This is a genomic window from Arcobacter sp. ISO1 (assembly GCF_058105185.1).
The window spans coordinates 1,767,621-1,793,462 of sequence record NZ_CM176573.1; the positions used below are offsets into that span (position 1 = coordinate 1,767,621).

Annotated in this window: 27 protein-coding genes; all 27 read left to right on the forward strand. The window is 25.9% G+C overall.

Annotation, left to right across the window (positions count from 1 at the left end):
• Position 1 precedes the first annotated feature (1 nt).
• Positions 2 to 967, forward strand: a complete 966-nt coding sequence (locus AC2TY9_RS08670) for a Gfo/Idh/MocA family oxidoreductase (protein ID WP_489776991.1) — start codon at positions 2 to 4, stop codon at positions 965 to 967.
• The gene (locus AC2TY9_RS08675) at positions 967 to 1,545 is read left to right on the forward strand and encodes an acyltransferase (protein ID WP_489776992.1); all 579 of its coding nucleotides are present in this window, start codon (positions 967 to 969) and stop codon (positions 1,543 to 1,545) included. The genes AC2TY9_RS08670 and AC2TY9_RS08675 overlap by 1 nt, the downstream gene beginning before the upstream one ends.
• An 8-nt stretch (positions 1,546 to 1,553) precedes the next feature.
• On the forward strand, positions 1,554 to 2,642 hold the full coding sequence (locus AC2TY9_RS08680) for a DegT/DnrJ/EryC1/StrS family aminotransferase (RefSeq protein ID WP_489776993.1): 1,089 nt from the start codon (positions 1,554 to 1,556) through the stop codon (positions 2,640 to 2,642).
• Positions 2,639 to 3,631 (forward strand): glycosyltransferase, encoded by a 993-nt coding sequence (locus tag AC2TY9_RS08685; protein WP_489776994.1) that lies wholly within the window; start codon positions 2,639 to 2,641, stop codon positions 3,629 to 3,631. Before AC2TY9_RS08680 ends, AC2TY9_RS08685 begins: the two co-directional genes overlap by 4 nt.
• The gene (locus AC2TY9_RS08690) at positions 3,628 to 4,515 is read left to right on the forward strand and encodes a glycosyltransferase family 9 protein (protein ID WP_489776995.1); all 888 of its coding nucleotides are present in this window, start codon (positions 3,628 to 3,630) and stop codon (positions 4,513 to 4,515) included. Before AC2TY9_RS08685 ends, AC2TY9_RS08690 begins: the two co-directional genes overlap by 4 nt.
• A 386-nt stretch (positions 4,516 to 4,901) precedes the next feature.
• The gene (locus tag AC2TY9_RS08695; RefSeq protein ID WP_489776996.1) at positions 4,902 to 5,732 is read left to right on the forward strand and encodes an O-antigen ligase family protein; all 831 of its coding nucleotides are present in this window, start codon (positions 4,902 to 4,904) and stop codon (positions 5,730 to 5,732) included.
• Entirely contained in the window at positions 5,729 to 6,742 is a 1,014-nt protein-coding gene (locus AC2TY9_RS08700; RefSeq protein ID WP_489776997.1) for a glycosyltransferase family 10 domain-containing protein, read from the forward strand. The genes AC2TY9_RS08695 and AC2TY9_RS08700 overlap by 4 nt, the downstream gene beginning before the upstream one ends.
• A gap of 53 nt (positions 6,743 to 6,795) precedes the next feature.
• Positions 6,796 to 7,365, forward strand: a complete 570-nt coding sequence (locus AC2TY9_RS08705) for a Wzz/FepE/Etk N-terminal domain-containing protein (protein ID WP_489776998.1) — start codon at positions 6,796 to 6,798, stop codon at positions 7,363 to 7,365.
• On the forward strand, positions 7,352 to 7,987 hold the full coding sequence (cysC, locus tag AC2TY9_RS08710) for an adenylyl-sulfate kinase (protein WP_489776999.1): 636 nt from the start codon (positions 7,352 to 7,354) through the stop codon (positions 7,985 to 7,987). The genes AC2TY9_RS08705 and cysC (AC2TY9_RS08710) overlap by 14 nt, the downstream gene beginning before the upstream one ends.
• Positions 7,965 to 8,741 (forward strand): 3'(2'),5'-bisphosphate nucleotidase CysQ, encoded by a 777-nt coding sequence (gene cysQ / locus AC2TY9_RS08715; protein ID WP_489777000.1) that lies wholly within the window; start codon positions 7,965 to 7,967, stop codon positions 8,739 to 8,741. Before cysC (AC2TY9_RS08710) ends, cysQ begins: the two co-directional genes overlap by 23 nt.
• A 92-nt stretch (positions 8,742 to 8,833) precedes the next feature.
• Positions 8,834 to 9,694, forward strand: coding sequence for a sulfate adenylyltransferase subunit CysD (gene cysD, locus AC2TY9_RS08720; protein ID WP_489780422.1), 861 nt, complete (start codon positions 8,834 to 8,836; stop codon positions 9,692 to 9,694).
• A 1-nt stretch (position 9,695) separates the two neighbouring features.
• A complete protein-coding gene (cysN, locus tag AC2TY9_RS08725) occupies positions 9,696 to 11,153 on the forward strand; it encodes a sulfate adenylyltransferase subunit CysN (protein WP_489777001.1) in 1,458 nt (485 codons plus the stop codon).
• Complete coding sequence (gene cysC, locus AC2TY9_RS08730) at positions 11,153 to 11,878, forward strand: adenylyl-sulfate kinase (protein WP_489777002.1); 726 nt, start codon at positions 11,153 to 11,155, stop codon at positions 11,876 to 11,878. The genes cysN and cysC (AC2TY9_RS08730) overlap by 1 nt, the downstream gene beginning before the upstream one ends.
• A gap of 178 nt (positions 11,879 to 12,056) precedes the next feature.
• Positions 12,057 to 13,364, forward strand: a complete 1,308-nt coding sequence (locus AC2TY9_RS08735; protein ID WP_489777003.1) for an oligosaccharide flippase family protein — start codon at positions 12,057 to 12,059, stop codon at positions 13,362 to 13,364.
• Positions 13,354 to 14,211 (forward strand): LicD family protein, encoded by an 858-nt coding sequence (locus AC2TY9_RS08740; protein ID WP_489777004.1) that lies wholly within the window; start codon positions 13,354 to 13,356, stop codon positions 14,209 to 14,211. Before AC2TY9_RS08735 ends, AC2TY9_RS08740 begins: the two co-directional genes overlap by 11 nt.
• A gap of 35 nt (positions 14,212 to 14,246) precedes the next feature.
• A complete protein-coding gene (locus AC2TY9_RS08745; RefSeq protein ID WP_489777005.1) occupies positions 14,247 to 14,981 on the forward strand; it encodes a class I SAM-dependent methyltransferase in 735 nt (244 codons plus the stop codon).
• On the forward strand, positions 14,971 to 15,957 hold the full coding sequence (locus AC2TY9_RS08750) for a sulfotransferase (protein ID WP_489777006.1): 987 nt from the start codon (positions 14,971 to 14,973) through the stop codon (positions 15,955 to 15,957). The genes AC2TY9_RS08745 and AC2TY9_RS08750 overlap by 11 nt, the downstream gene beginning before the upstream one ends.
• Positions 15,950 to 17,254: a glycosyltransferase family 4 protein gene (locus AC2TY9_RS08755; protein ID WP_489777007.1), complete on the forward strand. Its 1,305-nt coding sequence runs from the start codon at positions 15,950 to 15,952 to the stop codon at positions 17,252 to 17,254. Before AC2TY9_RS08750 ends, AC2TY9_RS08755 begins: the two co-directional genes overlap by 8 nt.
• Entirely contained in the window at positions 17,251 to 18,156 is a 906-nt protein-coding gene (locus AC2TY9_RS08760; protein ID WP_489777008.1) for a glycosyltransferase, read from the forward strand. The genes AC2TY9_RS08755 and AC2TY9_RS08760 overlap by 4 nt, the downstream gene beginning before the upstream one ends.
• Positions 18,153 to 19,625 (forward strand): hypothetical protein, encoded by a 1,473-nt coding sequence (locus tag AC2TY9_RS08765; protein WP_489777009.1) that lies wholly within the window; start codon positions 18,153 to 18,155, stop codon positions 19,623 to 19,625. The genes AC2TY9_RS08760 and AC2TY9_RS08765 overlap by 4 nt, the downstream gene beginning before the upstream one ends.
• Complete coding sequence (locus AC2TY9_RS08770; protein ID WP_489777010.1) at positions 19,625 to 20,452, forward strand: methyltransferase domain-containing protein; 828 nt, start codon at positions 19,625 to 19,627, stop codon at positions 20,450 to 20,452. The genes AC2TY9_RS08765 and AC2TY9_RS08770 overlap by 1 nt, the downstream gene beginning before the upstream one ends.
• Entirely contained in the window at positions 20,449 to 21,702 is a 1,254-nt protein-coding gene (locus AC2TY9_RS08775; protein WP_489777011.1) for a glycosyltransferase family 4 protein, read from the forward strand. The genes AC2TY9_RS08770 and AC2TY9_RS08775 overlap by 4 nt, the downstream gene beginning before the upstream one ends.
• Entirely contained in the window at positions 21,683 to 22,351 is a 669-nt protein-coding gene (locus AC2TY9_RS08780; protein WP_489777012.1) for a hypothetical protein, read from the forward strand. The genes AC2TY9_RS08775 and AC2TY9_RS08780 overlap by 20 nt, the downstream gene beginning before the upstream one ends.
• The gene (locus AC2TY9_RS08785; RefSeq protein WP_489777013.1) at positions 22,351 to 23,049 is read left to right on the forward strand and encodes a glycosyltransferase; all 699 of its coding nucleotides are present in this window, start codon (positions 22,351 to 22,353) and stop codon (positions 23,047 to 23,049) included. Before AC2TY9_RS08780 ends, AC2TY9_RS08785 begins: the two co-directional genes overlap by 1 nt.
• Complete coding sequence (locus tag AC2TY9_RS08790) at positions 23,046 to 24,083, forward strand: EpsG family protein (protein ID WP_489777014.1); 1,038 nt, start codon at positions 23,046 to 23,048, stop codon at positions 24,081 to 24,083. Before AC2TY9_RS08785 ends, AC2TY9_RS08790 begins: the two co-directional genes overlap by 4 nt.
• A gap of 12 nt (positions 24,084 to 24,095) precedes the next feature.
• Complete coding sequence (locus tag AC2TY9_RS08795; RefSeq protein WP_489777015.1) at positions 24,096 to 24,839, forward strand: glycosyltransferase family 2 protein; 744 nt, start codon at positions 24,096 to 24,098, stop codon at positions 24,837 to 24,839.
• Positions 24,839 to 25,810, forward strand: coding sequence for an MraY family glycosyltransferase (locus AC2TY9_RS08800; protein WP_489777016.1), 972 nt, complete (start codon positions 24,839 to 24,841; stop codon positions 25,808 to 25,810). Before AC2TY9_RS08795 ends, AC2TY9_RS08800 begins: the two co-directional genes overlap by 1 nt.
• Positions 25,811 to 25,842 lie beyond the last annotated feature (32 nt).

The window sequence follows — 25,842 nt, forward strand, 5'->3', positions numbered from 1 at the left end:
AATGTCAAATAAAAAAAGGTTCGGCTTAATAGGAGCATCAGGATATATAGCTCCAAGACATATGAAAGCAATTACCGAAACAGGAAATGAATTAGTAGCAGCACTTGATCCTTACGATGGAATTGGTATTATGGACTCTCATTTTCCCCAAGCAAGTTTTTTTACAGAGTTTGAAAGATTTGATAGATTTGTAGATAAATATCATAGAGAAAGTGATAAAAGAATAGATTATATGGCTATAACAACACCAAATTATCTACATGATGCACATATTAGATTTGCATTAAAAAGTGGATGTGATGCTATTTGTGAAAAACCATTGGTTTTAAATCCACATAATATCGCTCAATTAAAAGTAATAGAGCAAGAAACAGGAAAAAAAGTACATAATATTTTACAACTAAGATTACATCCTTCAATTATTGCACTTAAAGAAAAAGTTCAAAAAGAACTAGAAAAAAATCCAAATAGAATTTATGATATTGATTTAACTTACCTTACAAGTAGAGGTAAATGGTATTTTGTATCTTGGAAGGGTGATGAGTCTAAATCTGGTGGAATAGCTTCAAATATTGGAGTTCACTTCTATGATATGCTTTCTTGGATTTTTGGAGAAGTAAAAGAAAATATTGTTCACCTAAAACAAGCTGATTCAAATGCAGGTTTACTAAGACTTAAAAATGCAAATGTAAGATGGTTTTTATCTGTAAACTATGATTATATTCCAGAAGAAGTAAAGGCTCAAGGACAAACTACATTTAGGTCAATTACTGTTGAAGGTGAAGAGATAGAGTTCTCTGGTGGATTTAAAGATCTTCATACAAGATCTTATGAAGAGATATTAGCTGGTAATGGATTTGGCCTTAATGAAGCATATGGATCAATAGATATTGTTTCACAAATTAGAAAAATGACAGCGATTGGTTTAAAAAATGATTATCATCCATTTTGTAAAAAGATTATCTAATGTCTAATTATTTTGTTCATGAATCTTCTTATGTAGATGAGAATGTAAATATTGGTGAAAATACAAAGATTTGGCACTTTTCTCATATTCTTACAGGTTCAAATATAGGGAAGAATTGTTCTTTTGGTCAAAATTGTGTAGTAGGACCAAAAGTAAAGATTGGAAATGGTGTAAAAGTACAAAATAATATTTCTATCTATGAAGGTGTAGAAGTAGAAGATGATGTATTTTTAGGACCATCAATGGTATTTACAAATGTTATAAATCCCAGATCTTTTATAGTGCGTAAAGAAGAGTTTAAAATAACACTTTTAAAAAAAGGATGCTCTATTGGAGCAAATGTAACTGTGGTTTGTGGTAATACCATTGGTAAATATGCACTAGTTGGAGCAGGCTCAGTTATAAATAAAAATGTTAAAGATTTTGCACTTATGGTAGGTGTACCCGCAAAACAAATTGGCTGGGTATCAGTTGCTGGAAATAGATTAGAGTTTAATGAAGATGATATTGCAATTGACTCATTTGATAATTCTAAATATAAACTTCAAAATGATGAAGTTATTTTAATAGAGGAATAATTTAAATTATGAAAATAGATTTTGCAAAACTACAAGACCAATATCAATTATATAAATTAGAAATTGATGAAGCCATTCAATCTGTACTGAATAAATCAAATTATATTATGGGAGAAGAAATAACTGAATTAGAAGAGTCTCTTAAAGAGTTTACCAAAGCAAAATTTGCAATCTCATGTAGTTCCGGTACAGATGCTTTACTTCTTGCTATGATGGCCATTGATATAAAACCTGGTGATGAAATAATTACCACTCCATTTACATTCATTGCAACAGCTGAAACAATTGCATTTTTAGGAGCAACTCCTATTTTTGTAGATATTGATGAAAGAACTTATAATATTAATCCTGATTTAATAGAAGAAAAGATCACTTCTAAAACAAAAGCAATTATCCCTGTATCCCTTTATGGTCAACCAGCAGATATGGAAAAAATCCACAATATTGCAAATAATCATAATTTAAAAGTGATAATTGATGGAGCACAAAGCTTTGGTTCTACCTTTAATAATATAACAGATTCTGCTTTAGGAGATATATCAACTACCTCTTTTTTTCCTGCAAAACCACTTGGATGTTTTGGTGATGGTGGTGCAGTTTTTACTGATGATGAAGAATTATCAGAAAAGATGAAGTCTATGAGAGTTCATGGGCAATCAAAAAGATATCATCATAAATATATTGGTATGGGTGGAAGGCTTGATACTATTCAAGCGGCAATTTTAAATGTAAAATTAAAATATTATAAAAAAGATTTGGCTCTAAGACAAGAGGTTGCTGCTAAATATACAAAAATTTTAGAAAATAAATCTAATCTTATTTTACCCTTTGTAGATAAAAATGCTACATCATCATGGGCACAATATTCTATAAGAGTAAAAAATAGAGAAGAGTTACAATCTAAATTAAAAGAGAATGGGATACCAACAGCAGTTCATTATCCAATGCCTTTACATTTACAAGAATGTTTTGAATATCTAGGATATAAAAAAGGTGATTTTCCTATCTCTGAAATAGTTTCACAAGAGATTATGAGTTTGCCAATGAATCCTTATTTGACAGATGATGAAATAAAATATATAAGTGAGCAGTTTTGATTCATATTTGTCATTTTATATCTTCAAGAGGTCTTGGAAGAGGTGAATTTTATATTGACCTTGTTAATGAGATGTCAAAAAACATTGGTCTAAAAATCAGTTTATTAATTCCTATAGAAGCGAAATTCTTACATAGAGTTTCTAAAAATATAAATATAATTGAATATAAATCAAAAGATAGTAGAAATAATCCTTTTTTATATTATGAATTATTTAATATTTTTAGATTAAATAGATTTGATTTAGTACATACACATTTTGCAAAGTCTTCAGAAATATTTTATAGATTAAATAAGTTTTTTAAGATTACTCATGTTGCAACAAAGCATAATCCTAGAAAAGGAAGTATATTTAATAAAATAAAAAATGTAACGGCGGTTTCAAATGATGTTGCAAAAAGTATTAAAAATAAAAAAGTAAAAGTTATTTATAATGGAATTTTAAAAAGAAATATTGACAATAAATTTAAAGTTAATGATAGATTTACTATTAGAGCTATAGGCAGATTAGAAAAAATAAAAGGTTTTGATGTTTTAATTCGTGAAATGTCTAAAATAAAACTTGATTATAATTTAGAAATTGTTGGTGATGGAATTGAATATAATAATCTTAATAAATTAATAAATGAATTAAATCTATCAAGTAAAATTAAACTTGTAGGGTTTAAAGAAAATATTCCTGAATTAATTAATTCTTCAGATTTAATTATTATAAGTTCTTTTAGTGAGGGATTTAGTTTAGTTGCCCTAGAAACAATTATATATGGAAAACTTTTAGTTTCTACAAATGTAGGTATTTGTAAAGAAGTCTTACCCAAAAAATTTATTATTGAAGATTCTTCATATAGTTTAAATATTGTAGATATTATTAAAAAATATGATTTATATAAAAATGAATTTGATGATTTCTTAAACACATTAGATGATAAATTTAATTTAGAGAATATAGTTGAAGAATATCTCTCTTATTATAAAAAGGTTTTAAATTGAAGATAGCAGTTATTAGATTTAGTGCATTAGGTGATTTAGCTTCAATGTATCCTATTCTTAACTCTCTAAAATATCAACCAACAATTATTACGACAAATATTGGTAAACTCTATTATGAAGATGAATTTGAAAATATAATTTGTTTAAAAAGTAAATCTATTGTTAATGTTATTAAATTGATAATTAAATTAAGAAAAGAAAAATTTGATGCAGTTTTTGATTTTCAATGTAATGATAGAAGTAGATTTATTACTAAATTTTTAAAAACAAAAATATTTGATAACAAAGATATTGATGTTTATAATAATTCTACATTTGATATTTTTAAATCTATTGCTAATAAAAGTGGATTGTTAGAAAATATTAATATTGATTTTAATAAAAGAGAAAAAAACTACATTGTTTTTAATTGTGGTTCGAGTGAAAAATGGAAATCAAAAAGATTACCAACTGAAAAATGGATTGAATTTTCAAAAATTATTAGTAGTAAATATTCATTACCAATATATCTTATTGGTGATAAGACCGAGATTGAATACATAAATAATATTTCTAAAAAATTACATGGAAACATAAAAAATTTAGTTGGTACAACATCTATAAAAGAGTTAAAAATAATTTTAAAAAATGCTTATCTAACAATATCTACAGATTCTGCTGCCATGCATATCTCAGCAGTAAGTGGAACACCAACAATAGGAATATTTGGTGCCACAAACTGGATTAGATCAGCACCTTATGGAGAATGGTCAACAGTAATTTATGATAAATCATTTTTTAGTAATAATAAACCACTAAAAGCCAATACAATGGAAATAAATGAAACTATGTACATGAATATAAATATTGAAGATGCCATTAATAAAATAGAAAAATATTTATAAAAATTTATATAATATAGTAAGAAGGAAATTTTAACTTGCAGAAAATAAATATGATTAGATACAATAATGAAAATATATTAGTATTTTTATTAGCTTTATTGATTCCATTAAATTATCTAGGAAGAGCATTATTTTACATAGACTTGGTTTTAATCTTGATTTTTTATATAATAAATTCAAGTCTTAAAAAGAATTTTGTATTACCTTTAAAAAGTTTGTATTTTTTAGGTCTTATAATTACATTTTATTTTATTTCCTTAGTAGTGAACTTTTTCAATCCAACTGAAGATTATAGCCGTAATATAAATATGATTTTAATTTTACTTCCATTCTTATACATTATTAGTTACATATTTAATGAAAGCATTCAAATAAGAGAAAATTATTTGTTTTTTGAAAAAATATTATTCTTTTCAATTTCTTTTTTATCATTAGTTTTAATCCTAAGCTACTTTACAAAAATTGATATATTTGAAAGTTTAAAAAACATAACTTATATTGAATTTATTCAATGGAAATATCATTCTAGACAAAATCTTTTTGCTGTTTGTATACCTCTTTTAATCAATTATTTTAAAAATAACAATAATAAAATGACATTGATTTTATTGTTTATTATTTATATAGCTACTATATTGTCCGGAGGAAGAACAGCTATTATTGTAATAACTGTAGGTACATTAAGTTATATGTATTATCAATCTTTTAGTAATAAAAATATTAATTTTAAAACTATATTTATATCTATATTAATATTTTCAATAGCTTTATTTTTTGTTTTATTTTATAGTGGTAGTACTATTGATAATTTTACAATACATACTTCAAAAAGATTTGATGGTTGGGTACTTTATTTAAATATGATAATGACTGATAATACTCTTATAGGTTATGGTCTTCAAGGTACAGAAAAAATTTTTGAAACCAATGGCTTGTCTTTTAAACATCCTCACAATGCATATGTTGAATCATTATTTTCTTTAGGGATAATAGGTTTTTTACTTTTGTTAGGATTAACATTATTATATTTTTTAAGAATTTTAAAAATGAATAAAAAAGTATATAATAAAAATGTTTCTATGGGATTATTTTGTTCAATAATAATTATGGAACAAAGTATTGGAACTATTTGGGGTGGAAATTCAGTAATCATAATACTTTTATTGATTTTTATTTCATTAAATTATAAACAAAATAATTACTTGGAGAAAAAATGACAACTGTTAAATTTGTAAAAAGAGATTCTTTAGCAAATGAAAAATCAAGCTATAAACGACAAACACCAAACAATAAAGGAATTTGGAAAGATTGTAAGTTTATATTTAATCCCTTAGTTAATGATTATGATTGGCTTGTTATTATAGATGATATTCCTAAAATATTACCAAATAGAGTTGAAAAATTAGATTGTAATGAAGATAATACAATATTAATTACAACTGAGCCAAGTACAATAACAAGATATGGAAGGGGCTTTGCAAAACAATTTAAGTATCTTATAACAAATCAAGAAGAAAAAATCTTACCACATAAAAACTCCTTTAGAATGCAAACAGGAAATATATGGATGTATGGAAAGTCTTATAGTGAATGTCTTAATAACAGTTTAGATATTGCACCTCAAAAGAAAAATGTTATCTCAACTATATGTTCTAATAAAGCAATGGGACATACATTACATAAAAAAAGGTTGGAATTCACAGAGTATATGCAAAGAGAAATAGATGAATTAGTCCGATATGGATGGGGATTTTCACCAATTGAAAAGAAATATGATGCTATTGATGATTTTCAATTTCATGTTTGTATTGAAAATTATATTGCACCTCATGTATGGACTGAAAAATTAGCTGATACATTTTTAGGTTATTCTATACCAATATATTACGGCTGTCCAAATATTTTTGAATATTTTCCAGAAGATAGTATTGTTTTAATCGACTTGGATGATTTTGAAGGTTCATTATCAAAAATAAAAAAAATAATAAGTACACCAGGTGAATATGAAAGAAGATTTGAATCTTTAAAAGAAGCGAGAAGAAGGGTTTTAGAAGAATATAATATTTTTGAGTTAGTACATAAAATCATTTCTAAATCTCCTCAAAATAACCATTCTAAAAGTTCAAAAAAAATTTATGGAAGAAGGGCAATGAGAATAAAGTATTTACCAGATTTATTTAGGTTTATATATTTTAGGATAAAAAATTTTATAAAGAATTATTTTTAAATATAATAAATACAAGAGAATTGTTAATAAAATATTAAAAAAAAGGTAATTTAGTGGAAGATGAAATAAATTTATTAGAACTTATTAAAACACTTTGGTCCCAAAAAGTTTTTATACTAACTTTTACATTAGTTATTACTTTTTGCAGCATTATTTATGTTTTTTTTAAAAATCCAACACCTATTTATGAAGGAAAGCTATTAATTGAAATAGGTTCTATTCAAAGTGATAGTTTTGGAGAACAAGTATTTGATAGTTCAAATGATTTATCAATTATTTTATCAACAAAATTTAATGTAAATGTATCTGTTCCGAAAAAAACAAATAAAGTATTAATTATAAGTGCAAAATCTACAAAAAAAGATGAGATTAAAAATACTATTTCATCAGTTTTTAATTTTATAAAAAATAGACATATAGAAAAATCAAAACTATATGCAAATACTATTATGACAAAAAAAATAGGTGATATTAAAATAAATAATATTTCAATAAATAAACCTAAAAAAAGTTTAATTATTACTGTTGCCTTTGTAACAGGATTTATATTATCAATATTTTTAACATTTTTTGTGCAATTTATAAAAGGTTTTAAAGAAGAGGAAGTTAATGAAAAAACATGAAACAAATGAAGATATAATCTGGCATTCACAACAAGTCACAAAAGAAAAAAGATTAACTCTTCTAAATCAAAAACCATGTATCTTATGGTTTACAGGACTATCTGGATCTGGAAAGTCAACTATAGCAAATGCAGTCGAAGCTGAACTTTTTAAAAGAGGAAGAAAAACATATCTTCTTGATGGTGATAATGTTAGACATGGACTGAATAAAGATTTAGGTTTTTCTGAAATTGATAGAATAGAAAATATTAGAAGAATTGGAGAAGTTTCTAAGCTATTTGTTGATAGTGGACTTATAGTTTTAACTGCTTTTATCTCTCCATTTAGATCCGATAGACAAATTGCAAAATCACTTGTTAAATATGATGAATTTATTGAAATATTTGTAGATACTCCTTTAGAAGTCTGTGAAAGTAGAGACCCAAAAGGTTTATATAAAAAAGCTAGAGATGGAGCTATTAAGAATTTTACAGGTATTTCTTCACCATATGAAGAACCAGAAGAACCACAAGTTCATATAAAAACAAATGAACACTCGATACAAGAGTGTGCTGATATAGTCGTAAACCATTTAATTAAATATGGATATGTACAAGGAAATGAAAACGATTATGCAATATAACAATGTAAATATAGAAGAGATTAAAAATATAGCTTTAGATGCTGGTAAATTAATCATGGAAATTTATAATAAAGATTTTCAAATAGATTATAAAGATGACAAATCACCACTTACAGAAGCAGATTTAAAATCAAATGAATTAATTTGTAAATTTTTAAATGAACTTTATCCAAATATTCCAATTATGTCTGAAGAGAACAAACAACTTGATTTTTCTGATAGAAAAGATTGGGAATACTATTTTTGTGTAGATCCAATTGATGGAACAAAAGAGTTTATAAAGAAAAATGGAGAGTTTACAGTTAATATCGCATTGATTAAAAATAATACTCCAGTTATGGGTGTAGTTTATGCTCCAGCATTAAATGATCTTTATTGGGCAGATGGAGAAGCTTCATATAAAAACAATGAAAAATTACCATTAAAATCAAATGATAATCCAAAAGAGAAACTATTTGTAGTTGCCTCTAAATCTCATCTATCAAGTGAAACACAAGAGTTTATTGATGCTTTAGATTCAAGAAAGATTGAGCAAGTGTCAAAAGGATCTTCGCTAAAACTTTGTATGGTGGCAGAAGGTGAAGCAGATATTTATCCAAGACTAGCACCAACAATGGAGTGGGACACAGCAGCAGCTGATGCAGTTGTTAGATGTGCAGGAAAGATGACTTATATATTTAATAAAGATGGTTCACAGTCTCCTGTAGTATATAACAAAGAGGATTTATTAAATCCTTGGTTTGTTGTTAGATAATAAAATTTTAAAATATAAATATTTAAAAGGTAAAAGAAGTGCAAATAAGCAAAGAAAGACTAACACACCTAAAACAATTAGAAGCAGAATCAATGCACATAATGAAAGAAGTAGTAGCAGAGTTTCAAAACCCTGGAATGCTTTACTCTGTAGGTAAAGATTCTTCTGTAATGTTACACTTGCTACAAAAAGCCTTTTACCCAGCACCACCTCCATTACCTCTAATGCATGTGGATACTAAATGGAAATTTAAAGAGATGATTGAATTTAGAGATAGACGTGCTAAAGAAGTAGGTATGGAATTAATCGTTTACTCAAACCCAAAAGGGATTGAAATGGATATTTCACCCTTTGAACATGGGTCTGCTTTGCATACTGATATTATGAAAACTGAAGGATTGAAAAATGCATTAAATATCCAAAAGTTTGATGCAGTATTTGGTGGAGCAAGACGTGATGAAGAAAAGTCTCGTGCAAAAGAGAGAATCTACTCTTTTAGAGATAAAAACCATAGATGGGATCCAAAAAACCAAAGACCAGAACTTTGGAATATATATAATGGTAGACACACCCAAGGTGAATCTATTAGAGTATTTCCTTTGTCTAACTGGACAGAATTAGATATCTGGCAATATATCTATTTGGAAAATATTGATATTCCTGATTTATACTTCTCAAAAGAGCGAGATGTAGTTGAATATATGGGAACTAAAATTATGGTTGATGATGAAAGAATGCCTGAAGAGCTTAGAAAGACTGCTAAAAAAGAAAAAGTTAGATTTAGAACATTAGGATGTTATCCTCTAACAGGAGCAGTAAATAGTGAAGCAACAACATTGCCTGAAATTATTCAAGAGATGTTAGTTTGTACTACTAGTGAAAGACAAGGTAGATTAATAGATAGTGATGGTGATGCATCAATGGAAAAAAAGAAACAAGAAGGGTATTTTTAAGATGGCACATCAATCAGATTTAATTTCAAAAGATATAGAACAATATTTAAAAGAGCATGAGAATAAAGAAATACTACGGTTTATTACTTGTGGAAGTGTTGATGATGGAAAATCTACCCTAATAGGAAGACTTTTATATGATTCAAAAATGATATTTGAAGATCAATTAGCTTCTATTGAAAAAGATTCTAAAAAAAGTGGAACTACTGGTGATAAAATAGACTTAGCACTTTTAGTTGATGGATTAGCTAGTGAAAGAGAACAAGGTATTACTATTGATGTTGCTTATAGATTCTTCTCAACTGATAAAAGAAAATTTATTATTGCTGATACTCCAGGTCATGAACAATATACAAGAAATATGGCAACGGGAGCATCAACAGCAGATTTAGCAATTATTCTAGTTGATGCAAGACAAGGAATTTTAACACAAACTAAAAGACACTCTTTTATTGCTTCTTTATTAGGTATTAAAAACCTAATTGTTGCAATTAATAAAATGGACTTAGTTGATTTCTCACAAGATGTGTTTGAAAAGATTAAAAGTGATTACCAAGAGATTATTGAATACTTACCACATAATAGTGACTTAAATATTCAATTTATTCCAATCTCTGCACTTGATGGAGATAATATATTAACAAACTCTCCTAAAGCACCTTGGTATAAAGATAAACCTTTAATGGAATTACTAGATACTATAGAGATTCATAAAAAAGAGAATAATAGTTTTAAATTCCCTGTTCAATATGTAATAAGACCCCACTTAAACTTTAGAGGTTTTTCAGGGACTATTACAAGTGGTTCAATTAGTGTTGGAGATGAGATAACTGTACTTCCTTCAAGAAAGACTAGTAAAGTTAAATCAATAGTATCAAATGATATAAAAGATTTAAGACCAGTAGGAAAAGATGAAGAAGTAGAGACTATACAAAAAGCATTTGCACCAATGGCAACTACAATAACACTTGAAGATGAGATAGATATTAGTAGAGGTGATATGATTGTAAAATCAATAGATATACCTAAAGTATCAAATCATTTATCTGCAATGGTTGTATGGATGGATGAGAAACCATTAGCTTTAAATCAAAACTATGTGATTAAAAGAGCGACAAGTGTATTAAATGGAGCTTTTAATTCTATTGAATATAAAAAGAATATTAATACCTTTGAAGAGATTGATTCAGATAGTTTAGAGTTAAATGATATAGCAAAATTAACATTATCATTAGATAGAGAAATAGCAGTAGACCCATATCATGAGAATAGATATACAGGAAGTTTTATAATTATTGACAAGTATACTAATTCTACTGTTGGGGCGGGAATGATTGTGAGTTCTATTTTAGGTGAATCTTCAAAAGATATCTCTCTAAGAGAATACACCAAAGTTGATAAAGAATTAAATGAATTTATTAGAAGAAACTACCCCGAGTGGAATTGTAAGGCTATCTAATGTATAAAGATACTAATATAAGATCTCTTATAAAAGGATTTTCATGGAGAGTAGTTGCAACAACTACAACAATTATTATTGTATATATTTTTTTTGGAAGACTTGATTTAGCAATTGCTGCTGGCGCTTTAGAGTGGGTAGCAAAAATCGCCCTTTATTGGGCACATGAAAGAGCATGGTTTAAGATTAAATGGGGAAGAAAAAAAATAGAACCATTTAACCTATGGTTTACAGGTCTTCCACTTTCAGGTAAAACAACAATTGCTAATGCAGTTTATGAAGAACTTAAAAAACTAGATATCCCACTTGAAAGGCTTGATTCAAAAGATATAAGAGATTTAATACCTGACATTGGATATACTAGAGAAGATAGAAATAGACATATGCATAGAATTGGTCACTTAATTAAAACTTTACAAAAGAACTCAGTTTCAACTGTTGCTTCATTTGTATCTCCATATAGAGAATCACGAAAAGCAATTAGAGAAATGGTAACGAATAATATAGTAGTATATGTAAAAGCAGATGTAGGAACATGTAAAAGTAGAGATACTAAAGGTAAATATGAAAAAGCACTTAAAGGTGAACTTCAAAACTTTACAGGTGTAAATGATATATATGAAGAGCCACAAAAAGCTGAGATAGTAATTAATACAGCTATAACTTCAGTTGAAGATGCAACTAAAATTATTATTGAATTTATTAAAAAGAAGTATATAAAGTAAATGATATCAAAATTAAAATTATTTAAACAGAATCAAAATTTTATAAAACATATAAAAATTATTTTTTGTCTTTTTGTAGTAAAAATCCTATTTATTGTAGTAATGCTTTTTCTTTCAATAACTACTTTTGTAATAGATAATAGATTAGTACGAAAATTTGCAAAAAATGAGCTTTAGTATGAAAGATTGGTTTATAAATATAATTAAAAAGTCTTTTTTACTTCAAATGTTAAATATGGGTTTTATGCTTATCACAAGTGTATTACTTACACGATTACTAGGAGCTGAAAAATATGGTGAGTTTATATATATTATGTCAATTATTGGTTTGTTGACTATTCCTATAGCTATGGGGTTACCTACATATCTTACAAGAGAAGTTTCAAAAAGTTTAGCTCTTGATCAAAATTCAAAAATAAAAATTTTTTTAAAAAATGCTACTTTTTTAGTGATATTAAGTAGTATTATTGTGATAGGAATCATATTTGTCATAGTACTTTTTTTACAGCCTAAGATAGGTAATTCTTTACTTTTAGCTTCTCTTTCTCTTTTGTTACTAGGATTTAATCAAGTGCGAATGGGGATACTTAAAGGTTACCATGAGATTATAAAAAGTCAGATACCAGAAAAAATAATTAAACCATTGTCATATATTATATTAATAATTATTTCATATTTTATGCTAGATGACTTTGAAGTTAATACAATTTTAGTCTTACATCTTCTTTCTTTGGCAATAGCTTTTCTATTTGGCTTGTACTATTTAAAAAAATATGTCTTACAAAAAATTCCTCCAGAAACAAAAATGGTGAAAAACTTAAAGCCCATGTTTATAGCACTTTTACCATTTTCTATGATTGCAGGCTTACAAGCTATTAACCAAAATATAGATTTAGTCATACTAGGAGCACTTAGTGATGATAGTGCAAAAGTTGCTTTTTTTAAAATAGCTTTTCAGATATCTATGTTTACTTTTTCGATATCAACAATTGTAAATAGTATAATAATGCCAAAGGTTTCAGAAATGTACACAAAAAAAGAGTATGTAAAATTACAAAAGTTTATATCATTAGGTTCATTTATAGCTTTCTTCTCTACTTTAATTATTTCAATAGTTTTCATATTATTTGGAGAAGATTTATTAGTGTTTTTCTTTGGGATGGATTTTATAAATGCTTACCCTTTATTAATAATTTTATTAATACATAAAATGTTTATTACATTTTTTGGTCCAGTTAATGGATTACTTTCAATGACTGGATTTGAAAATAAACTTTTAAAAATAAATATGATGTTTGTTACTTTAAGAATAGTTACAGATTATTTTCTTATTTTATACTTTGATGTTCTGGGTGCAGTATTAGGAATCTTTTTCACAGGATCTTTACATGTATTGTTTTTATGGTTTTATATAAAAAAAGTTATTGATATAAATTCTAGTATATTTGGTTTAATAAAAGTTATGAAGGAAAAAAATGAAGTATAAATACTCTGAGACTGAAGAAGAATATTTAGAAAAAGAACAAGGTATTATTGATGATTTAACAATTTTAGATATAGCTATGAAAAAAGAAAGTATTACATATTGGTTGACAAGTGGTACATTGTTAGGTGCGATTTTACAAGAAAGAGTTTTGAAATATGATAGAGATGTAGATTTAGGTATGTGGGCATCTGATAGAAGTAAACTAGAAGAAGTATTAAATAAATTAAAAAAAATGGGGTTTAGTGTAAAACAAAGATATGATCCAGCGCATAATAAAGTTAAAGGTATGATCACAGTAAAAAGAAATTTAGCACCTATAGATATAAAATTATATGATGTTTGTGAAAATTATGTAGTAAGAGGAATTCATAAATCACTTAATTTTAAAGCAAGGGTAGCATGGGAGCTAATAGATATACTTTATTTTAAAAATTCATATACTAGAATTTTGGGAAGTCGCAGGCAAATTTTATTGCATTATACATATCTTATATTGTCAAAAATATCTTTTGTTATTAATGATAAAAAATCAAAAATATTAATTTCAAAATTAGTTGATTATTGGAAAGGTTCTAACACTACATTTGGAATGGAGATACTACCTAAAAAATATCCTGACAATTTAGTTAAGAAAATGTTTTATGGCTTAGAAATGAATGTTTTTAAGTATGCTAATGACTATCTTGATGAAGAATATGGTAAAGAATGGAATCAACATAATCCTAATGGTAAAGGTGGTACTGAAAAATATAGTCATATTTTGTATAATAAAGAAATGTTAGAAGATGCAGAAAATGATGATGAGTTAAAAAAAAGATGTAAGGTAGTAGGCTACATTGTAGATTAATATATTACTGCACATAGATTAAAAAAAGGTAAAAGATGGATGAACTCAAAGAAGCGATAAAAATTATAAATAATTCTTGTGTTGATGATGAATATGGTTGGGCTGGAAGATACATAAGTAAGTTTTCAAATAAACAATATCTGGAATTAAATTATATAAAGAGAAATATTGAAAAAAATAGCAGAATATTAGAATATGGTTCAGCTCCATTTGTTTTTACAAAAGCTTTAGATTTAGCTGGCTATAAAGTTATTGGTACTGATATCGCACCAGAGAGATTTAAAAATTTTGATAATCTCAATCTTGATGTGAGAAAAGTTAACTATGATATAGAGCCTCTACCTGTTGACGATAGCTCAATCGATGAAATTATATGCAATGAAGTATTTGAGCATATGCGTGGAAATCTTATATTTACATTTAGTGAGGCTTATAGGGTGCTAAATAGGGGAGGGAAAATCCATGTTTCAACTCCAAACTTACGAAGTATTAAAGGAATATTTATGTTCTTGATTAAAAAAAAATCATGCTCATGTGCGTGTGATTTATATCATGAGTGGAACAAGATTGAAACTATTGGACACATGGGACATATTCGAGAATATACAGCTTTAGAGGTTCGCGAATTTATGGAAAAGATTGGCTTTAAATTTAAAAGAGTTGAATATACTGGAAAAACAAATGGTGGGTTAAAAGCAAAATTTTTTAATATTTTTGAGAAGATTTTTCCATCTATGAGACCTAACATGAGGTTGGTTTTTGAAAAGTAGGGTCATTTTCCACATTGGTTTTCCAAAATCAGCAAGTACTACATTGCAAAAACAGCTTTTTGATAAACATAGTCAAATAAATTTTATGGGTATTTATCCTACGAGAAATATAGGACAAGATAGTAGTGAAAAGAATATAGATTCTCTATATCTTAAAAATGAAGCATTAAAAGAGTTTCATAACTGTATGACTAATCTTGAGGGGATAGAGTATCAATTTTCAGATGTAGAAAAATATTACGATGAAATAAAACCATTATTATCAAAAGATAAATTAAATATATTTAGTAATGAAAGATTTGCATCCGTACTTTTTTCCCATAAAGACAGAGCGGAAAAAGCCAGACGAATAAAACAATTTTTTCCAGATGCAAAAATAGTGATAATCCTAAGAAACCAGATGGATATAATAAAGTCTCAATATAGAGATCATCCATTTGATCCTAGAAACTTATATGCTAATCAAAAAAATGTAACTATTGATGAGTGGGTTGAAAGAGATTTTAAAAATTTTGATGTTAGTTTTACTAACTCAATTGAATACTATAAAATAGTAAAATACTATAGTGAATTATTTGGTAAAGAAAACGTAGGAGTATTTTTATTTGAAGAAATGGTGAAAGATCTAAAAGTTTTTTCAAGTAAACTATCTAAGTTTTTGTCTATTGATGAAACACAGACTTCTGAGTTATTAAATAGTAAACATGAAAATGATGGTGTTTCTCAGAACTTAAATAACTACAGAAAACTTAAGGCAAGTGTATCAATCTATATTCCAACTTTTTTAAAGAATAGTCGATTTATTAGGGCTTTAGACAAACAACTCTTCCAAAAACTTAAAAAAGGAAAAAAAGAAAAAATAGAAATGAGTGGTAAAACTAAACAAAAAATATTTGAATATTACAAAGGTCAAAATAAAAAACTTGCTAATGAATTTAATTTAAATCTTAAAAAGTATGGATATATTAATGAGTAAACTTAAAGTAGGACTATATTTAGTTAACAAAGGATATAAAGGTGTAGACTTTAGTCAGCCAGAAGATGGTAATCCAGGTATAGGTGGAACACAGTACAACTTTTTGACTTTGCCATATTATTATATGAAGTATTTTGATAATGTAAAGTTTGTTTTTTATGCAAATCTTACAGATACCTTACCAAAAGAATTTGATGCAGTTTCGGTTCAAGATACTAGTGATGCAGCAAGAAAAGCAAAACAAGATGGCTGTGATTTATTTATATATAGACCTTCTGATGATAAAGGAGGATTAGAATTCTTAAAAGATTTATATGCTATAAAAATTAAAACCATTGCTTGGATTCATAATACACCGTTTAAACAGTTAAGACAAATTAGTAAACATCCGTATATTGTACGATATGTAAATGTTAGTAAAGAGCAATATGATATGTTAAGAGATCATCCAATTATCTACAAATCAAATATGATTTACAATGGTTTTGATCCTTATCATTATATCCTAAAAGAAGAAATTGTCAAAGTAAAATCAGTTGTTTATATGGGAAGTTTAATATACTCTAAGGGCTTTCATATAATTGCTAGGGTTTGGAAAAAAATTTTAGAGAAAGTTCCAGAAGCAAAACTTGAAGTAATAGGAAGTGGACAACTTTATAATAGAAACTTTAGTCTTGGTAAATGGAAAATAGCAGATGAAAGTTATGAATCTCTGTTTAGACCATATTTAAGTGATGAAAATGGAAAAAAGCTAGATAGTGTTATATTTCATGGTGTACTAGGGAAAGAAAAAATACCAATAATCCAAAAAGCTATGATAGGGTGTCCTAATCCTTCAGGTCTAACAGAAAACTGTCCTGGTGTAGCAATAGAATTCCAAGCATGTAGTACAGCTGTAGTATCTGGTGCTTTTTGGGGCTTATTAGATACGGTTGATAAAGATAAAACAGGATTATTAGGTACTACTGATGATGATTTAGTTAATAATATAGTTAAACTTTTAAATGATGAAAATAAAGCAATTGATCTTGGTAAAAATGGTATAGAGTTTATTAAAAAAAGATTTAATCATAAAAAAATATCAAACGAATGGAAAGAACTTTTTGATGATATAATAAATAATAAAAAAGTTGAAATATTACCCATTGATCAAAATCCAAATTATGAATATAAACAGTTTAGTGAGCAAATGAGAAAATTAAAAGAAAGGTATAGTGTATTGAGATTGATACCTGCCTATGTAGAATTACGTCCATATCATAGAAAGATTAAAACTATTTTAGGAATCAGCAAATGAGTTTAGCTCCAATAGTACTCTTTGTTTATAATAGAGCAGATCATACTAGGCAAACGGTTGAAGCTTTACAAAAAAATGAACTAGCAAATCAAAGCGAACTTTTCATATATAGTGATGCAGCAAAAAATGAAAATTCAGAAATAGAAGTAAATGAAGTAAGAGAGTATATAAAAATAATAGATGGCTTTAAAAATATCACAATAATAGAGCGTGAAAAAAATTGGGGACTTGCAAATTCTATTATAGATGGGGTAACAAAGATAGTTAATGAATATGGTGAAATTATTGTACTTGAAGATGATTTGGTAACGAGTCCATATTTTTTAAAGTTTATGAATGAGGCTTTAGAGTTTTACAAGAATGAAGAGAGAGTTTTTACTGTATCTGGATATTCGGATATAAACATTCCAGCTGATTATTCGGATGAAGTGTATTTTGCACATATTAGTACTTCTTGGGGTTGGTCAACTTGGAAAAAAGAGTGGAATAGTGTAAATTGGGATATTAAATCATATGATAAAATCATTGATAACAACTTGATATATATGAGATATATGAAAAAAGTTGGAAAACCAAGACTTCAAATGTTAAAAATGCAAAAAGATGGAAAAATTGATTCTTGGGCAGTAAGAAGATTGTTTTCTCAATTACTTCAAAATAAAATGACAATTTTTCCAGTTGATTCATTTGTAAGAAATATTGGACATGATGGATCAGGAATTCACTGTGGAATAGATAAAAGTTTAGATAGTAAGAAACTATCTATAACAAATAAGTCTATAAAATTTGTTAATTTTAAGGAAAATGAAGAAATTAATAATATAATCTTTAAAAAAAACCATATAACTTTATTGCAAAGAATCATAAATAAATTAAAAAAATTATTAGGTTTTAATAAATGATAAATAAAATAAATTTAAAAAATAAAATAGAACCATTCATCTATGAAAAACTAGAAAAAGAAGAATATGAAGTTTTAGAAAAAAAACCAACAGATTTATTAACTTGGAATAGATTAGATTTAGCCTTTAGAATATTTTATTTAGATTATAAAGATAAAAATTTTGAGTTAGCAAAAAAAATTTATTTAGAAGTTATAAGAGCACAAACATTTGACACATTTAGAGAAGTTGGTAATGAACATAAGTTTGATAAATATGAATTTATAAACTCCTTTAATAAAACTTATAATGATATTAAAGATAATGGTTTTAATAAGGATAAAACTTTAATTCCTTTATCAAAATCAGGTAAAATCTTAAATGGTGCACACAGATTATCTTCAGCAATTCATTTAAATGAAAATGTTTTTTGTCTTAAAACAGAAGAAGAAGACTTAATTGCAGATTTTAAATATTTGTATAAAATGAATGTTTCTGAAAACATATTGGATATATGTGTTTCAAAATTTATCGAATATTCAGAAAATGTATATATAGCATTTCTCTGGCCATCAGGAAATGAAAACAGAACATTATCAGAGTCTAAATTTGTTAATATAGTTTATGAAAAAGAATTGTCTTTATCCCGTAATGGTGGATTTAATTTACTTTATGAGTTATACAAGCATATGGATTGGGTAGGAAATGAAAAAAACTGCTATAAAGGATTACAAAAAAAGATTATTGAATGTTTTCCAAATTTTAAACCTTTTAAAGTATTAATATTTCAATCTGAAAATATTGAAGAAGTCAGAAAAATTAAAGAAAAAGTGAGAAATATTAATAAAATAGGTTATAGTTCCATTCATATAACAGATAATAAAGAAGAAGCTATAAGAATATCAAGATTGATTTTAAATGAAAATGGACAACATTTTTTAAATTATGCAGATCCTTTTAAAACTAAGCAGTTAAATTCCCAACTAGATTTATTTAATTTTTTTTTAACAGAAAACAATATTAATAGGGAAGATTTAGTCTTGGATAGCAGTATTATATTATCATTGTATGGGTTGAGAGAAGCTAATGATATTGATTATTTAGGGAAAGATGATTTGATTGTATCTAAAGAAATTTCAAATATTGAAAAACATGATGAAGTACTAAAATTTTATGAGGAAACAAAAGAAAATTTGATTTATAATCCTAGTTATTTTTTTTATTATAAAGATATTAAGTTTATTGGATTTAATTTTTTATTTTTAATGAAAAAAAATAGAAACACTTTAAAAGATATTAATGATATTCAAATTATGGAATCTTTATTTGAAAATAACTCTATTAAGAAGTCAATTGGAAAAATTAAACAAAGTATATTTTATTCTCGAATAAAGTTAAATTTTATGATTAAGGAAAAAATAATTCTAATTTTAAAATTTTTAAAATTGTATCATCTTACGAAAAAAATATATAAAATAGGTAGATTTTAATGGAAATAATATTAACTGACAAAAACCTAACAAAAACAGAAAAAAATGAAATTGACAAACTTCTTAAGAGAGAAAAACAAGGTTTGGATGACCTTGAACAGATGTGGTATCTTATGGATTTAATCTGGGATGATTATGCTTGTGATAACAAAACTTTTAACTGGGAAAGAATAGGTACGTTTTACTCTCATCCTGTTTGGCTTCTAAATGGTCTTTTTATAGAACAACATAATGAATCAATGGGACATCGTAATGCTATAAGTGATTGGATAGTAAACTATGGTTTTACTAATGTAATTGATTATGGTGGTGGTTTTGGAACTTTAGCACGATTAATAGCTCAAAAAGATGAAAATATAAATATGTATATATATGAACCTCATCCTAGTGAATTTGGTATTAAAAGAGCATCTGAATTTAGAAATATACATATAATTGATAAAATTGATAATAATTATGATTGTTTAATATCTACAGATGTTTTAGAACATGTACCTGATCCAATTAACGACTTTATACAAATGATAAAAAGTGTTAAAACTGGTGGGTATTTAGTGATTGCTAATTGTTTTACACCAGTTATAAAATGTCATTTACCGCAAACCTTTCATTTGAGATATACATTTAATCAATTTGCAAAGATGATGGGACTTGAAGTAGTTGGACTACTTGAAGGAAGTCATGCGACTATTTATAAAAAAGTTGAAGAAATTGAACCAAATTGGAATAAAATAAGATTCTATGAAAAGCTTTCTAAAGTAGGATTTCCAATAATAAAAGTATTGAAACCTATTCTAAAACCAATAAAAAGAAAATTTTTTAAATGAAAATCTTAATAGTAAATACTTCGGATATACAAGGTGGAGCAGCAAGAGCAGCTTATAGACTACATAAAACACTTTTAAGTAGTGGAGTAGATAGTCAGATTTTGTGTCAAAGTAAAAGTAGTGATGACTATACAGTTATAGGACCATCTACGAAGGTTCAAATAGCTATAGGGAAACTTAGACCTACAGTTGATAGTATTCCTACAAGATTTTATAAAAACAAATCAAAGACATTTTTTTCTCCTTCATGGTTTGGTTTTAGTGGTATAGTGGAGAAGATAAATGAGATAAATCCAGATATAGTCCATCTTCACTGGATATGTGGTGGAATGATGAGAATAGAGAATATAGCTCAAATAAAAGCGCCCATAGTTTGGTCTTTTCATGATATGTGGGCATTTACTGGTGGATGTCACTATAATGAAGATTGTGAAGGGTATAAAAACTCTTGTGGAAACTGTAAAGTCCTTGGAAGTAATAAAGAAGTCGACTTAAGTAAAAAAGTATTTAACCGTAAACAAAAATTATTTAATACTAAAAAAGATATAACAATAGTGGGTTTAAGTAAGTGGCTAAATGATTGTTCAAAAAACAGTACACTTTTAAAAGATAAAAAACATATAAATTTACCAAATCCTATAGATACTGATATCTTCAAGCCATTTGATAAAGAAAAATCAAGAGAATTATGGAGTTTACCAAAATATAAAAAACTAGTACTTTTTGGAGCTATGGATGCAACTTATGATTTAAGAAAAGGTTTTAAGGAATTAAGAAAAGCTATAATTGAGTTGGAAAGAACTAAAAATCTAGAGTTTGTAGTATTTGGGAGTAGCGAGCCAGAAAATGCACCTGAGTTTGGATTTAAAATACACTATATGGGAAGTTTGTCTGATGATATTAGCTTAGTTACACTTTATAGTGCGGTTGATGTAATGATAGTACCTAGTTTACAAGAGAACTTATCTAATGCAATTATGGAAAGTTTAGCTTGTGGTACACCTGTAGTAGGATTTGATATAGGTGGGAATAGCGATATGATAGAACATAAACTAAATGGATATCTAGCAAAACCTTTGGATACTATTGATTTAAAAGATGGTATAGAATGGATTTTAAATTTCAATAAATATGAAGACTTATGTAGAAATGCAAGAGAAAAAGTTTTGAAAGAATTTGATAATAAAATAGTTGTTGATAAATATGTTAAACTTTACAAGGAAATATTTAATGATAATATCAAAAAGTAAAAAGTTTATATTTATACATACTGTTAAAACAGCTGGAAATAGTATTCGAAGTGAGTTAAGAAAGCATGGCTATGATAGACCATTTTTTTTAAATCGATTAATGTATATACCTTTTTTGTCTTTATGGTTAAATAATTTTTTCTTTAAAATTTTTAATAAAATAAATTTTCCTTTCCAAATGAAAGGTCATATTAAAGCAAAAGAAATAAAAGAAAAACTGGGAAGTGAGTTTTATGATTATTTTTCCTTTGGAATAGTTAGAAATCCTTGGGATTGGCAAGTTAGTTTGTATTTTTATATGAAACAAAATAAAAAACATTTTCAGCATTATATTATAAAAAATATGACATTCAAAGAATATATTTATTGGAGAGTAAAAAAAGAAAATTTAGTTTTACAAAAAGATTATTTTTATGATAAAAGGGGAAAGTTAATTGTATCAAAAGTTTATAAGTTTGAAAACCTTGACTATATGACTTCTAATTTAAATAAAAAACTTAATATTAATATAGAAATCCCACACAAAAATAAATCAAATCATAAAGATTATAAAGACTATTATGATCTTGAAACTTGGAATATAATTGAAACTTACTATAAAGATGATATTAAATTATTTAATTATAAAGATAAATTGAGTGATTATTGATGAATGAGAATTATCTTATAAGTGTAATAACTGTAGTTTATAATGCAGAAAATTTGATAGAAAAGACTATAAAAAGTGTTACCGTCCAACCCCTTTTTAATGAAATAGAATACATTATTATTGATGGTGCTTCGACTGATAATACAATTAATATTATAAAAAAATATGAGGATAAAATAGATTATTGGGTGAGTGGAAAAGATAATGGTATTTACGATGCTATGAATAAAGGTATAGAAAAAGCATCAGGGAAAGGTTTATTATTTTTAAATGCTGGAGATTACTTTATAGGTGATGTTTTAACAAAAGATATTATGATTCCTTGTTTTCTAAATGTCAAGTATAAAGATTTGTTAGGTAGATTAAGAGATGTAAACGTTAAAGATCATAGATTTGGTATTCCTAACTGTCACCAGGGAATAATATTTGAAAACAAGAAAATAAAATATGATTTAAACTATAAGATAGTATCAGATTATGATTATTTTTTGAAACATGATTATACTGATAGTTTACCAATAGTAAAGACTAAAGGGTATGTTTATTATGATAATGAAGGTTTTAGTAAGGTAAACTATAAACAACGTGATAAAGAACTAGAGGAAATTATATTAAAAAATTTTGGTTTAATGTATTTTATATTGTTTAAGATAAGAAGTTCAATAAAAATAATAATAAAGAAGATTATACAAAAATGAATTTATTTATTGTTTTACCTTATATTTTACAACATCTTTTTTCTTTTTTTCTATTTACTAAATATAAAAAATATTTTTTAATAGTATCAATATTGTTTTTTATTTTAGTGTCATTTTTTAAAAATGATACTTATGACTTAAATTCATATCAAATGGTTATAGAAAAAAATTATCCACATGTTTTTGAATTTAGTTTTTATCAGCTTATCTTATTTTTTCAGAATTTTACTTCTGACTCTAGATTAATAATTTACTTAGTACAATTTGTACTTTTTTCGTGGTTTATATCCTTAATACCTTTTTGTATGAAAAAAGATTTTAAAAACTACTTTTTTTATTTTTTGATTATAATTAGTTCCGTAGCTTTTAATCTTGCTATATATAATAACCTAAGGCAGTCTTTTTCTAGTATATTTATAATTATTGCTTTATTTCTTTTTTATGAAAAAAGATATTTAGCTTTTATTGTCTTTGGATCTTTAGCACAATCTTTTCATGAAAGTAGTATTTTTTTTATCTTGTATTTGTTAGTAATTATTATTTTAAAGCAATTTTATTTTTTAAAAAAAGAAGATAGTATCAAAATAAAAAGAAAATTTAAAATAGATAGTTTGTTTATTATTTCAGTTGTATTTTCTATTTTTTCTGTATGTGTATTATTTTTTTTATTACAGTTTACATCATATGCTGATTATACTAATAGATTTATAGAAGGTAGAATATTACCTATTTATAAAATACTCCCTATTATGTTCTTATTTATTGGAAGTGAATTATTAATTGGTAGATATAAAAGTATGAATAAAAACTTTTTACTAATAAGAATATTAAGAATGCATATTTTCTTTTTCTTTTTTATTATTTCTTTTTTTATGACCTTTGCAGAGATTAGTCCTAGAATTTTATATATGTATTTTTTTATTGAAATGATATTAATGATGTATCTATTTAAATTTACTATGTATAAACCTTTTATATTTATTTGCATTAATTACGCTTTTGCAATAAATGTAATTAAAATCTTATCGAATTAATTAAGGGGAAAAATGGTTTCAATTGTAATAGCAAATTATAACTCAGAAAGATATATAGAAGAAACTTTAAATTCTATTTTAAATCAAACTTATGATGATTTTGAAGTTATAATTGTTGATGATAATTCAACTGATAATTCTATTGATATTATTGAAAAAATACAAAAAATTGAAAAAAGAATAAAATTAATTAAACAGTCTATAAATAGTGGACCTGCTGTTGTAAGAAATATAGGAATAAAAAATGCAAAAGGAAACTATCTAACATTTATAGATAGTGATGATTTATGGGACATTGACTTTTTAGAAAAGAGTTTAACTTTTATACAAAAAAATGAATACTGTTTTATTTTTTCTTCCTACAGAAGATCTGATGAAAACTTGAATAAGTTATATGATGACTATATCGTACCTAGACAAGTTAATTACAATGATTTACTAAAATCAAACAGAATTTCATGTCTTACTGCTTTTATAGATATTTCTAAAGTAGGCAAGATGTATATGAATGAAACTTTTAAATCACATGAAGACTATTCATTATGGCTGAATATACTAAAAAAAGTTGATTATGCATATGGTATACAAAATGTTTTAGCCACATATCGTATTAGAAAAAATTCAGTATCAAGAAATAAATTTAAAATGCTTTTTAGACACTGGCTCTTTTTAAGAAAAGTTCAACAACTTTCTTTTTTTAAATCAATTTACTACTTTTTTATATACATATACAATGGCATTAGGAAATATAGTTAATGGAATATTTAATACTTTTTATTTCATCTTTTGTAATGACATATTTTATAAAAGAGTATGCTATAAAAAAATCGCTAGTTGCTACTGTCAATGAACGAAGTTCTCATACTGTACCAACTCCCCATGGTGGAGGTATAGCTTTAGCTATCACTTGGTTTTTAGGATTACTTTATCTGTATTTTACTGATGATATAGACTTAAACCTTTTTTATGCACTTTTAGTTGGCATAGTTATTAGTTTAGTTAGTTTTTTTGATGATATTTATGAGTTAAGTGCCAAATTAAGACTTATATTTCAATCATTAGTAGCTTTAGGTGGATTGTATTGTTTAGGTGGATTTGAGAGTTTAGATTTTTTTGTTTTTTCTATTGACAATCAAATAGTTACAAATATATTTGCATTTTTTATGATTATTTGGTTTATAAATCTTTATAACTTTTTAGATGGAATAAATGGTTATGCTGGAAGTGAAGCTATATTTTTATCTTTAGCTGGATTTATTCTTTTTAATGGAAATCATTTTATAGTTTTAATTGTTGCAGTTCTTGGATTTTTATACTGGAATTGGAATAAAGCAAAGATATTTATGGGGGATGTTGGTAGTACTTTATTAGGGTACAATATTGCCGTTTTTACAATTTATTATTCAAATCAAACTAGTGAAAATTTTTGGATATGGATTATTTTGTTTTCTTTGTTTTGGTTTGATGCTACTGTTACTTTGATACGAAGAAAATTAAATGGTGAAAAATTATCTCAAGCTCATAAAAAACATGCATATCAAAGACTTACACAAGCAGGCTGGAGTCACTATAAGGTTACAAATTATTCTATAGTAATAAATATAATTTTATTTTTTTTAGTTTATTTTATCTCTAATATTTTTATTGTTTTTATAATTAGTATAGTTTTCTTGAGCTTTATTATGAAATATATAGATAAAAAGAAAAAATTTATCAAGTTTTCATAGCAAGTTTAGTATAATTCACTCTATTATAAAAA